Source organism: Paenibacillus sp. LjRoot56 (genome assembly GCF_964253335.1).
Lineage (GTDB): Bacteria > Bacillota > Bacilli > Paenibacillales > NBRC-103111 > Paenibacillus_E > Paenibacillus_E allorhizoplanae.
The window spans coordinates 690,365-702,897 of record NZ_CAXURV020000004.1 but is presented as its reverse complement, the minus strand read 5'-3'; the positions used below and the strand labels follow the sequence as shown (position 1 = coordinate 702,897).

Sequence of the window (12,533 nt, the reverse complement as noted above, 5' to 3'; positions counted from 1 at the left end):
TGTATGTTTTTTCCAAATATTCATCGTTCATGGTATGATTGAAGGAGTAGTTAAGGTCAATCCACCATTGAAGGGAGTGCGAACCATCTCGGATAACCATCTTGCAAAGTCGCTATCGGGCGGCCTAATTATGCTTCAAGAAATTGCAGATCAATTGCCGCTTTCTGAGCGTAAGATTGCCCAATATATTATTGAAAACCCTCATGAAGCTATCCGCTGTACAGCGAATGAGCTGGGGGAACTAAGCTCAACAAGCGCGTCTGCGGTCATTAGATTGTGCAAATCAGCGGGACTCAGTGGGTTTCAGGAATTAAAACTTAGAGTAGCTGGAGATATACGCAATTTAAGTGACACTAGCTTTTCGGATATACAGCCCAACGAGACACAGGACGCTATTGTTCAAAAAATGACGAATATTAGCGTTCGAGCGTTACAGGAAACCGCTGAAATTATAAATTATGAAGCTCTTGCCCAAGCGGTTCTGGCTTTGCAGCAGGCGAAAAGCATCCATTTCTTCGGTATCGGCGCTTCTGCCATCATCGCTCAAGATGCCCAGCTGAAATTCGTTCGTATTAACAGATTCACGACGGCACATACGGACTTTCATACCTCGGCCATTTTAGTATCGAAGTCATCAATGGATGATGTAGTTGTTGGTATATCTTTCTCGGGCGAGACCTACGAAGTGGGGAAAATGCTAGAGTTAGCCAAAGAGAAAGGCGCAAAGACAATAAGTCTGACGAGCTACGGGTTGTCTCCTATCAGCGAGATTGCTGACATTAGTTTATACGTGTCTGCCAAACAGGAAGAGGTTTTTCGAAGCGCAGCCACTTCTTCGCGTCTCGCACAGCTTCATCTCATTGATATTTTGTTTATGTGCGTTCTGACTAGCCAATACGATGAATCCATTAAACAGCTAGATGAAGTGCGTATTGGCGTTAATTTTGTGAAGCAGCACACAGCTTTAAGAAAATAGTGGATTTAAAGCGGGAGCCAACAATAACATCTGTAAGAATAATCAATTGATTTACGAAGGGAAGCTAAGATTCATAGTTCTTGCAAGGCATCGTAAGCCCAGTACGCACACCGTACTGGGCTTGTTGGTTTCTCGAACTATGCAATCGTACGGTTGCAAGAAGATTAGTCAGCATTTTTACGTATAGGCAATTAAGAAATATGAATTTTGATTCTATTCGAATCCCCGAAATCATGATAGAATTACTGGAAATTGGAAGAGTCTGTGGGTGAAAGTATGAAAAAATTGATTTTGATTGCGATCATAGCCAGTAGTTTTGTTACGCTGTCATTTTCTTTCTACTATATGCTCAAGATTTATCAAAGCGATTTGAGTATGTCTACGGCAGGAGAGCCAATGGTGAGTGAACAGGCTGAGCGCATCGTAATCATCTCACAGGAACAAGGCAGCTTTATGATGAATGCCATTCAAAAAGGGGCCCGTGAGGCCGCAGAAGAACATCATATTCAAATTGATTTCTGGGGTGTATACCGTTCGAACTTGGAAGGGTTAATTAAGCAGATCGATATTGCAATCGCTTCCAAAGCGAGCGGGATTGTTGTAGAAGGTGTGGATCATCCTGATTTTAATCATATAGTGAAGAAGGCGACAGAGAAAGGGATACCGATCATTACGATTAATTCCGACGCTCCGAGCAGCTTGCGTAAGTCATATATCGGTTCCGATCATTATCGAGAAGGGATTATTATGGGGGAGTACATTGCGACCCAGTTGAATGGAAAAGGCGCAGTTGGTGTCATTAAGAGCATATCCTCACCATCAACGGATGATCTGCGATTGAAAGGTCTGACCGAAGTTTTTAAAAAATATGAAGGACTAAGGGTCGTAATTGCAGCTAATGATCCTGAAATGACACAACCGAAGATGCAAACGAATGATATTTTGAATCACTATCCGGATGTGAAGGCCTTTATCGGACTGTCGTCCGAATCTGGAGAGAGTATCGTTCAAGCGGCGCATTCGCGCTCGCGGACCAAAGAATATCCGATTTTCCAATTTGATGATTCCCCCCAAACCATGATGCTTATTAAAAATGGGCAGGTGAAAGCTGGGCTCTCGCAGCATTATGAAGATATGGGTATTCTCAGTGTTAATTTAATGAAACGTTGGTTAGATGCTGCGCAGCTGCCGCTTGAGAACAGCTACTTCACGCCAATTAGTGTGGTGACTTCATCTGGAGAAGAGGAGAGAGCACCCTGAAAACCATTCGAAGTAAAATGATGATGCTGTCGATCTTGATCTGGGTAATTATGGCGATTATTTGGCTTTCCATGAGTATTTATAATCAGCGTACCGTCGAAAAGTATAATGAAATTCTTCAGCGCTATATGCAAATGAATCAAGCCTCGCAATTAAGTCAACAATCTCTAACCACTCTGAATAAATATCGAATGTCACCTACGTTAGAAAGCTTGAATCAATATGCCTCGGATAACAATAGTCTACTTCGAACCAAGACAGAGATGAGCTGGTTGCGAAATGCAAGCAACATGATGCTGCTCGATAATTTGCAGAATATGCTGGAAAGTCAGGCAGAGGCGATGGATTTGGCCGTTCGCTTTCAAAAAGATAATGATGAAGAAAACGCAGCGAAACAATTTGATGAAGCATCCAATATTTCCAAGTATATTTCAGAAGCGACACTCACTTTAATTAGTGGTGAACAGAACACCTATGATGCCTTCTATAGAAAAATTATTAAGCGAAGTGAAAATATTAAGAAGATGGGGCTCTGGACGTTAGCGTTGGTTTCTTTGCTGCTTTTGCTGTTTTCCTATCGATTTGTTGATAGTGTGACACAGCCATTGCTGAAATTAACGCTGTCTGCACGAGAATTGTCACGGGGGAATTTCAAAAATCCTATTGATTTGGGCAATAACGATGAAATATCCTTCTTGGCTAAAACGCTGGACAGTATGCGACTTAAGATTGGTCATTTCATCGATGATATTCAAAGTAAAGCGCAATTGGAATATGATCTTCATCGACATAAGCTCATGCTGAAGGAAAGCGAGTTGAAGAGCTTACAAAGTCAGATTAATCCCCATTTTCTTTTCAATACGTTAAATATGTTGTCGAAGGAAGCATATTTGGCAGGCGCGGGAAAAACAAGTGAATTAATTAGCTCTGTTGCCGGTATGCTTAGATATAATCTCCGTAAGTTGGATAGTCGAGTGTCCTTGAAGGATGAGCTCGAGGTGCTAGAGGAGTATTTAACGATTCAGAAGGCTCGCTTCGGTGATCGATTGCAAGTCGTTCGTGAAATTGATGAGGATGCATTGGGCATTGAGCTTCCTATTCTTGTTTTGCAACCGCTTGCAGAAAACGCGTTTATTTATGCAATTGAACCGGCTGAAGAAGGCGGTACGCTTACGATTCGAGTCAAGCAGGAAGAGAAACACATCCTTGTTCAGGTACAAGATACAGGACAGGGCATGGATGAAGAGCAGTTAAATCGAATATTATCACAGACTGAAAATTCCATATATAAAGGACATTCTACGGGGATAGGCATATGGAATGTGATTCATCGGTTACAGCTATTCTATGGGGTTGAAGAGATCATAGAGATTGAATCCCATCTAGGAGCTGGTACTTGTATTACATTGAAGCTGCCGAGGGGGCATGTCGTATGATTCGTATGCTAATTGTGGATGATGAACCAATTGAGCGGATTGCGTTGCAACGAATAATCGAAGAAGGTTCTCCAGATGTAGAGGTCGTAGGCCAAGCCTCGAATGGCAGAGAAGCCATTGAAGCTGCCGAGCGGTTACAACCAGACCTGATCACGATGGATATTAAGATGCCAGGCATCAATGGACTTCAAGCGATAGAGAAGATTAGGGAGACTAATAAAGCAGTTAAGTTTATTGTGGTCACTGCATTTGACACGTTTGAATTTGCTCAACAAGCCATTAAACTAGGCGTCTATGACTATATGCTGAAACCAAGCCGACTTTCTGTCGTGCTGGAGACGATTGGCCGGGTAGCCAATGAGATTCAAATGATTCAACAGGAGCTGGCGAATAGAAGCATAGAGCAAGTACGACTGCAGAAGATGACGCCTCTGGTGGAGGCGGATATTGTGGAGCAGCTGCTATTTGATTATGTGCAATCGGCATCACTTGCTGAGATGATTGACTTAATTGGGTTTCCGTCTGGGCGAGAGGGTTTTGTAATGACCTTGCAATTCTCGCATGATATGGCGGAACCTTCGCATCTACGGGATTACGATGATGTGTACCTGGAACTAAATGAGTTACTCCTGGATGTGTCCAATCCGATCTGGCTAGGGAAAATGTCAGGTAATCAAGTACCTGCAATTGTATTCACGGATGGTGAGTTCTCCTATCGCGCACAGGCTATAAGTGTAGCGAAGAAATGGATCCAAGCTTTGGATGTGAAGAGTGGATTTCGTCTTTTTATTGGCATAGGCGGATTATGTAAAGATATACGGGACATGCGCAAATCCTATCATGAAGCTTTGTTGGCTTCGATGGATAACACGCTGGCTGCTCGTTATTGTTTGTATGAGAATCTGACGCGGGATGATATTCAAGCCATTGGCGGTCGGACACTTGAGATGGAGAAGAGTGTGCTCGAAGAGGTTAGACGTGGAAATCTAGAAGCAGCCGGGGATCGGATTGCCCAAATGATTGATATCTTTGAAGGCGCCAAGCAGGGCGTTGGGATGTCGCAGCAACGAATTTTTGAAGTGTTAATTGTTGTGACCCGCATGTTGCAGGAAATGGGGATGGATGTTCAAACGCCTTATTTTCCCTATTCAACGACAAGCTATATACAACTGAAAGCAGAATCCCGATTGCTCATTCATAATTTAGTTCAGGTTGGAGAAATTGTAGAGACAGATTTACTCCAAACGATGAAGTTATATATCCAGAAACATGCTCATGAGGAATTGTCCCTGGAGCGGATTGCAGCTACAGTTGATCGGAATCCTTTCTATGTCAGTAAGCTGTTTAAAGAGCATTTCGGAATGAATTATATTGACTTTCTTACGGAATATCGGATCGAAACGGCCAAACAATTGATGCAGGAAACGGATAAAAGTCTTAAAGAAATTACATTTGAAGTGGGATATAACGATCCGAATTATTTCAGTCGCGTATTTAAAAAGTTAGTAGGATATTCACCGACGGATTATCGGAAGATGCTGATTCGGCCAACCAACAAAAAGCACATCTGAATAAATGCTTACGAAGTTAGTTTTCTAAAGAAAACTTTAAGGAGGGGTTTGCGCTGAAACATGTCAGAAAGAGTAGTGAAGTGGTTGGTTTAACCGTGATTCTGACCTTCGTGCTATCGGCTTGCTCGTTCATCGGAACGAACAGTGCACCAACGGATAAAGCTAGTCAGCAATTCGATAGTAAGCCAAGCCCCAATCGAATTATACAAAGCGACAACAAAGTGGTCGTTGGTTTATCGATCGATACGCTGTTGGAAGAACGGTGGCAGAAGGATCGGGATTTATTCAAAGCTGCTGTGGAAAAGCTCGGTGCGCTTATTGAAGTTCAAGCCGCGAATGGTGACGATGCCTTGCAGCTTGCGCAAGCAGAGAACTTGATATCACGCGGTGTAGATGTGCTTGTCGTTGTGCCCCACAATGCAGAGGTATCTGCAGCGATCGTAGAGAAGGCACACAAATCGGGTATCAAGGTTATTTCGTATGACCGTTTGATTGTGGGTTCGGATGTCGATTTATATATCTCCTTCGATAATGAGAAAGCTGGCGAATTGCAAGCGAAAGCGATCGTGAAGAAGGCACCTAAAGGCAACTATGTCTTAATCGAGGGCGCGGATACAGACAACAATGCGCATATGTTCAAGAAAGGTCAAATGAACATTCTGAAGCCACTCGTCGAGAAGGGGGACATTACTATCGTTTTTGATCAATCGACGAAAGAGTGGAAGCCTGCCAATGCGTTGGCGAACATGGAGCGGGCTTTGATCGCGAATCAGAATCGAGTAGACGCTGTTGTTGCCGCGAATGACGCGACAGCAGGTGGCGTGATTCAAGCATTAACAGCTCAGAAAATGGCAGGTCGCATCCCCGTTTCGGGGCAGGATGCGGAGCTTGCAGCTGCGCAGCGAATCGTCGAGGGCACCCAGACAATGACGGTGTATAAGCCCATTAAGAAGCTTGCAGAAACCGCTGCTGAGCTTGCAGTTAAGATGGCGAATGGCGAAAATGTTCATGCAGATAAAAAAGTAAACAATAAGAAAATTGATGTACCGTCCATTTTACTCGAACCGATTGCCGTGGATCAGTCCAATATGGATGCCACGATCATCGCAGATGGCTTTCATTTGAGAGAAGACGTATATAAAAATGTGAATCAAAAGCAAATGACAAAATAGTATAGCATTGTTAAAAAAAGTGCTAATATAAACCGCTTACATTGAAAAATCCCGGTGATATACTCAGTTTGTAGTTGGCGCACAGCCAAAACAATTGAGAGGGGTATTACAAATGAAGCGAAGTGTGAAAGCGATTTCTTTGATGTTAGTTGTTATGTTTCTAGCCGTTATGGTTGCAGCATGTGGGAACTCCAGCAGCTCGAAAGTAAGCGTTGGAATTGTATTGCCTACCAAAGACGAGCCAAGATGGGTTCAAGATGAGCAACGTTTCAAAGACGCTTTGAAAGGTTCGAAATATACAACGGAAATCCTATTCAGCCAGGGCTCCTCAGCAAAAGAAAAAGAAAACGTTGATGCTTTGATCGCCAAAGGAATCAAAGTATTAATCATTTGTCCGCAAGACGGTGATGCAGCAGCAGCTGCTGTAGAGTCAGCAAAGAAAGCCGGCATTCAGGTCATCTCCTATGACCGTTTGATTACCAAAACAGATGCAGTTAACTACTATGTGACTTTCGACAGTATTGCTGTGGGTAAAGCACAAGCACAGTACTTAGTTGATAAAGCTAAAAAAGGTCAACCATTGTACCTGTATGCAGGCGCTGCATCTGACAATAATGCTTTCTTGTTCTTCGACGGTGCATGGCAAGTGCTTCAACCGAAAATTGCCGATGGTACATTCAAAATTGCAAACTCCAGTGAGGCTGCTGCTTTGAAAGGAACTGCCAAATTAACGCGTGAGCAAATGAGTAAAATTATCGGGCAAGTCACGACGAACTGGGATGCGAACGAAGCGAAAAATAAAGCACAAACCCATTTGACAGCTGCTGCAGCAGACATGAAGGGTGATGTTGCCATTCTAGCTCCAAATGATGGAACAGCTCGCTCCATCGCGGATGTATTTGCATCAGATAAAGCGGTTACGAAGTTCCTAGTTACGGGTCAAGATGCGGAGAAAGCTTCGATTCAATACGTAATCGACGGCAAACAATCCATGACCGTGTTCAAAGATGTTCGTACACTTGTTAAAGATGCAATGGTTATGGCTGTTGCTATCCTGGATGGTAAAACACCTGAAACAACAGGATCGTATAACAATGGCAAAATTGATGTGAAAGCAAAACAAACAAATGTAATCGTCGTTGACAAAGCAAATGTTAAATCTGCACTTGTGGATTCTGCGTACTATCAAGCATCCGATTTCAAAGGCTTGTAGGTGTAAGATCACATAGCTTGGAAGGAATAGTGATAGATGCGTCTATCACTATTCCTCTATTCCGAGAGTCGGTTGGCTAAGGAGCGCTTGATGATGAGTAAATATATCTTAGAAATGAACAATATATCCAAAGAATTCACGGGTGTGAAAGCACTTGCGAATGTTAATTTTAAAGTGAATACAGGCGAAATTCATTGTTTGGTGGGTGAAAATGGCGCAGGCAAGTCGACCTTAATGAAGGTCCTTAGCGGTGTATACCCAAGCGGCACTTACGCAGGAGACATCGTTTTCGAGGGCAAGGTTCAGCAATTCTCCAAAATCAGCGACAGTGTGAAGACGGGCATCGCCATTATTTATCAAGAGTTAGCGCTATTCCCCGACCTTACGGTGTATGAGAACATTTATGCAGGTAACGAAGTAAGAAAAGGCATGATGGTCGATTGGAATCAAACGATTCGTCAAGCCAAAGAAATGCTTCATAAAGTGAAGCTGGATGTGAACCCAGAGGTTCTTGTTAAAGATTTGGGAGTTGGAAAGCAACAGCTCGTTGAAATTGCCAAAGCCTTAAGCAAGGATGTGAAGCTGCTCATTCTGGATGAACCGACAGCGGCACTCAATGAGAAAGAAAGCGAGAACCTGCTTGAACTATTACGAGAGTTGAAAGAACAAGGCATTACGAGCATTATGATTTCTCATAAGCTCAAAGAAGTAACGGCGATAGCCGATCAACTCACGGTTTTACGAGATGGCAGAACGATATGTACGCTGGATGCTGCAAATGGTGAGATTTCGGAAAGTGTCATTATCAAAAACATGGTAGGTCGCGAGATCGACGATATTTATCCGAAACGAATGACGAAGTCATTTGGTACGAACATACTCGAGATTCAAAACTGGACAGCATATGATCCTCAGTTGGGTCGGGACGTCGTGAAAGATGTGAATTTGCATATTAAAAAGGGTGAAATTGTTGGCATTGCGGGTCTGATGGGCTCTGGTCGAACGGAGCTAGCGCAAAGTATTTTTGGAAATCCCAAAGCGTATAAGCTTCGCGGAGATCTCCTTATGGAAGGCACTAAACAAACATTCAGCCATCCGAGGGATGCCATCAAGGCGGGAATTGCCTATGTAACGGAAGATCGTAAAGGGGATGGATTGTTCCTTATCCAAGATATTAAGCAAAACATTGCGGTTGCCAACCTGAACGAGATTTCTGAGAACGGTATCATTAATCATAATGAAGAAGTGAAAATTTCGAATCATTACAAGCAATCATTAAATATTAAAGCTCCTTCCGTGGAACAAATTGTTGGTAATTTGAGTGGGGGAAATCAACAGAAAGTCTCACTCGGCAAATGGTTATTTGTGAATCCGAGCCTGCTCATCTTAGATGAACCTACGCGCGGCATTGATGTCGGGGCCAAATATGAAATTTATACGATTATGAACAAGCTGATCAGTGAAGGAATGAGCATTATTATGATCTCATCTGAGCTTAGTGAAGTCTTGGGCATGAGTGATCGTGTCTATGTCATGGCCGAAGGTCAAATAAAAGGCGAGCTATCCATCGAGGACGCGGATCAAGAAATAATTATGAAGCTTGCGACGCAATAGGAGGAAGACCCGTGCAATTTTATAGTGAAGCGAAATCGCTAATTAAGGTGAATATTCGAGAATATGGGATGTACATTGCCCTATTCATCATCATGCTGACGTTCTCCATCATGACAGATGGGTTGTTCATGTCATCGCGAAATATAAGTAATCTGATTGACGCAACGGGGTATATTGCAGTTCTAGCTGTAGGCATGACCCTCGTCATTGTCATCCGGCATATTGATTTATCTGTGGGATTTGCGGCAGGGTTTCTAGGCGCCATTGCTGCTGTACTCCTCTCACAAGCGGGAGTTCCGTTCTATATCACTATTCCAATTATTCTCGTGCTAGGTATTGTCGTTGGGTTATTCAATGGGTTATTGGTTGCTCAGTTCGGTATTCCGTCCTTTGTGGCTTCCCTTGCGGGCATGTTGATTTTCAGAGGCGCACTGCTGCGCGTAACGGAGAAAACAGGCACGATTATCGTAAAAGATGAGAATTTCAATGCGATCGGAAACGGCTTCATCCCCGCGATTACGAAGGTAGGGGGATTAAATCTGCTCTCCTTAATTTTGGGGGCAGTCATGATCGTTCTTTACATTTACAGTGAATTTTCAAAACGAAATAACAAGCTGAAATACAGTTTCGAAGTTGTTTCTACTAACATTTTTACCGTAAAAGTTATTTTCGTCTCAGCGATCATCGCTTATATTACATGGATTCTAGCTGGATATAACGGTTTTTCCTGGACGGTTATCGTAGTCATGATTGTGGTGGCTGTATACCACTTCCTGACGACTTCAACGGTTTTAGGTAGACATATTTATGCCGTAGGCAGTAATCCAGAGGCAGCGAATTTGAGCGGGATTAGTGTGAAAAAGATTACTTATATCGTATTTGGATCGATGGGTATGCTATCAGCACTTTCCGGGATCCTTTTTACGGCGCGGTTGCAATCCGCTACAACGACTGCAGGAACATTGTTCGAGCTCGATGCGATCGCCGCGGCTTATGTTGGCGGTGTTTCCGCAGCAGGCGGCGTTGGTAAAGTGACAGGTTCCATTATCGGTGCAATTGTAATGGCTTCCTTATCCAGTGGGATGAATCTCATGGGAATAGGCATTTCGTATCAATACATGATTCGTGGTGCGGTACTCGCAATTGCAGTTATTTTCGATGTCGTTACGAGGAAAAAGAGAGCTTAATAGATGGAGGCGCAGAGGAGAGACATGGTATGGCTATTTACACGCCACAGGGGCTTAAAATAAGTCTGGACGTTCCAACAAGCTTTGGTCTTATGGCGAGATTGTATCCGGATATTAAACCGGATAGCATTCTCAAAACCACGGAGTCCATTAGTGTGATGCCTTCATCTTTAGGTTTTGTCACAGGGATCTTGTGCTTTGCACTGCAATTAAGTCCTTCGCATATTGCCATATGTACGTTATTTGCGATGACGGTGGGTATTCTACTTACATTTAGTGGCATCGTGTGGTTCCCATTTATTCAGTTAGGTGCTATGTTTTCGCATATATATGGACTCTTTCTTCCGACGATAATTGCCGTTGCGATTGGATTCGTATTGACGGGGTGGGCTGGTGTTGCCTCCTACATGGTCTCTCGCATCGTAGCGTCAGTTGTTTCCATACTCGTTAGCATAGGGTTTACGACGCAATCTTCTATTTATAATGGAAGTCGGATTAGCACAGCAGAAAGAAATTTTTTCAATGCTTATCGCTATCATGCTTTACAATTAGGTAAATCGACGAGTCTGGAACTGTCGAGAGACGAGTTAAAAGAGGCTTATTGGGGTCAAACGTATCAGGATTTATTAAGTAGCCATCCCAATTTGCAGAAGCGATTTCTTGCTAATTCTTAAAAAGTGGAATATGACGAAAGTTAACATGGAATAAAAGCGACTCCGACATACCATCCTATGTGTAGCTGTTTAATATTTGTGTAAGCAGTTTATAGTTTACACATAGGGGGGAATTTACTTGAAATTAACTTCGGAGCAGATGATCACTCTGCATGGCTTTAATAATTTAACCAAATCGCTAAGTTTTAATATGTACGATATCTGTTTCACCAAAACAAGAGAAGAGCGCGAAGCCTACATAGCTTATATTGATAAGCAGTATAATGCGGATCGTTTGACAGCTTTATTGAACACGGTTGCCGACATTATTGGAGCGCACGTCTTAAATATCGCGAAGCAAGACTATGTCCCTCAAGGAGCTAGCGTAACCATGCTAGTATCGGAAGGCCCAATTGAGCAGGAACCGAACGAATCGTTTGAAGAGTCGCCAGGGCCGCTACCAGACGCGGTGGTCATGCATCTCAACACGAGTCACATTACTGTCCATACGTATCCTGAATATCACCCTGATGAGGGAATCAGCACCTTCCGAGCTGACATTGATGTCTCAACATGTGGAGAAATATCGCCGCTTAAAGCGTTGAATTTCCTTATTCGTTCTTTCGATAACGATATCCTGACGATGGATTACAGAGTCAGAGGGTTCACGCGTGACATCAGCGGGCATAAGCTTTTCATCGATCACGAGATCAGCTCTATTCAAAATTATATTCCAGAGGAAATTCAAGATCAATATCAGATGATTGATGTGAACGTGTATCAAGAAAATATTTTCCACACGAAATGCAAGCTTCGCGAGTTTGATCTGAATAACTATTTATTTGGATACACGAAAGATACTCTCAGCAAAGAAGAGCAGTTGGAAATTGAGAAAAGCGTCAAATGGGAGATGGATGAGATCTTCTATGGGAAAAACATGGTATTTAATTGATGATTAAAAGGGTTTGGATGCAGTTAATGACTGCTCCAGACCCTTTTCTCGTTTGATCAGAGTTTGAGTGAAATAACGAAACTAGACGAAATCATAGAGATATCATCCTTGGATTATGTTAAAATAAGGCTGTTTGAGGAGTTGCATTCATCATTCATACGTAGAGAGTGGAATTGGGGGATTTAATCTGAATCGGAACAAAATGTTGTGGACATTAATTATGTCACAAATCGTGTACGTCATATTTATACTTATTTGGATATTTATCGCGGGGATGTCTGTCATGATGTTTGACGATCCCGATGCGATCAACAATACAACAACATGGCTTATTTTCATCACGATATGGCTATATCCGGTTGGACTACTCGCAGCAATTATTGGAGGTTGGGTAACCTTTTCACGTCGGCACTACAGGGCATCATTGATCTGGAATTGTATCCCGCTTCTCTGGATTGTGCCTTTAGGCGGTTTCTTAGTGTATTCTTTTATTATGTAA

General features: G+C 42.8%; 11 protein-coding genes. All 11 read left to right on the top strand.

The features are described 5' to 3' along the window. The first annotated feature begins 76 nt into the window (after positions 1-76). Positions 77-976, top strand: coding sequence for a MurR/RpiR family transcriptional regulator (locus ACSQ8O_RS29025; protein WP_436244518.1), 900 nt, complete (start codon positions 77-79; stop codon positions 974-976). Between the two features lie 276 nt (positions 977-1,252). After that, the gene (locus ACSQ8O_RS29020) at positions 1,253-2,236 is read left to right on the top strand and encodes a sugar ABC transporter substrate-binding protein (RefSeq protein ID WP_436244517.1); all 984 of its coding nucleotides are present in this window, start codon (positions 1,253-1,255) and stop codon (positions 2,234-2,236) included. Between the two features lie 17 nt (positions 2,237-2,253). Next, entirely contained in the window at positions 2,254-3,672 is a 1,419-nt protein-coding gene (locus ACSQ8O_RS29015) for a sensor histidine kinase (RefSeq protein ID WP_436244516.1), read from the top strand. Then, on the top strand, positions 3,669-5,243 hold the full coding sequence (locus ACSQ8O_RS29010) for a response regulator (protein WP_436244515.1): 1,575 nt from the start codon (positions 3,669-3,671) through the stop codon (positions 5,241-5,243). Before ACSQ8O_RS29015 ends, ACSQ8O_RS29010 begins: the two co-directional genes overlap by 4 nt. A gap of 80 nt (positions 5,244-5,323) precedes the next feature. Continuing rightward, complete coding sequence (xylF, locus tag ACSQ8O_RS29005; RefSeq protein ID WP_436244514.1) at positions 5,324-6,415, top strand: D-xylose ABC transporter substrate-binding protein; 1,092 nt, start codon at positions 5,324-5,326, stop codon at positions 6,413-6,415. 112 nt (positions 6,416-6,527) lie between these two features. After that, positions 6,528-7,628, top strand: coding sequence for a sugar ABC transporter substrate-binding protein (locus ACSQ8O_RS29000; RefSeq protein ID WP_436244513.1), 1,101 nt, complete (start codon positions 6,528-6,530; stop codon positions 7,626-7,628). Positions 7,629-7,721: 93 nt separating this feature from the next. Continuing rightward, positions 7,722-9,242: an ATP-binding cassette domain-containing protein gene (locus ACSQ8O_RS28995; protein ID WP_436244974.1), complete on the top strand. Its 1,521-nt coding sequence runs from the start codon at positions 7,722-7,724 to the stop codon at positions 9,240-9,242. 11 nt (positions 9,243-9,253) lie between these two features. Then, a complete protein-coding gene (locus ACSQ8O_RS28990) occupies positions 9,254-10,429 on the top strand; it encodes a sugar ABC transporter permease (protein ID WP_436244512.1) in 1,176 nt (391 codons plus the stop codon). Positions 10,430-10,458: 29 nt separating this feature from the next. Continuing rightward, a complete protein-coding gene (locus tag ACSQ8O_RS28985; RefSeq protein ID WP_436244511.1) occupies positions 10,459-11,103 on the top strand; it encodes a hypothetical protein in 645 nt (214 codons plus the stop codon). Positions 11,104-11,221: 118 nt separating this feature from the next. Next, positions 11,222-12,034 carry an adenosylmethionine decarboxylase gene (gene speD, locus ACSQ8O_RS28980; protein ID WP_436244510.1) on the top strand — a complete coding sequence of 271 codons (813 nt, stop codon included), beginning with the start codon at positions 11,222-11,224 and terminating at the stop codon, positions 12,032-12,034. A 220-nt stretch (positions 12,035-12,254) separates the two neighbouring features. Beyond that, the gene (locus ACSQ8O_RS28975) at positions 12,255-12,533 is read left to right on the top strand and encodes a hypothetical protein (protein WP_436244509.1); all 279 of its coding nucleotides are present in this window, start codon (positions 12,255-12,257) and stop codon (positions 12,531-12,533) included.

What these genes read in the sequence shown, in the direction of transcription:
- ACSQ8O_RS29020 (WP_436244517.1), top strand. Translation starts at nt 1,253, where the DNA reads ATGAAAAAATTGATTTTGATTGCGATCATAGCCAGTAGTTTTGTTACG.
- ACSQ8O_RS29015 (WP_436244516.1), top strand. Translation starts at nt 2,254, where the DNA reads ATGATGATGCTGTCGATCTTGATCTGGGTAATTATGGCGATTATTTGG.
- ACSQ8O_RS29010 (WP_436244515.1), top strand. Translation starts at nt 3,669, where the DNA reads ATGATTCGTATGCTAATTGTGGATGATGAACCAATTGAGCGGATTGCG.
- ACSQ8O_RS29000 (WP_436244513.1), top strand. Translation starts at nt 6,528, where the DNA reads ATGAAGCGAAGTGTGAAAGCGATTTCTTTGATGTTAGTTGTTATGTTT.
- ACSQ8O_RS28995 (WP_436244974.1), top strand. Translation starts at nt 7,722, where the DNA reads ATGAGTAAATATATCTTAGAAATGAACAATATATCCAAAGAATTCACG.
- ACSQ8O_RS28985 (WP_436244511.1), top strand. Translation starts at nt 10,459, where the DNA reads ATGGCTATTTACACGCCACAGGGGCTTAAAATAAGTCTGGACGTTCCA.
- ACSQ8O_RS28975 (WP_436244509.1), top strand. Translation starts at nt 12,255, where the DNA reads ATGTCACAAATCGTGTACGTCATATTTATACTTATTTGGATATTTATC.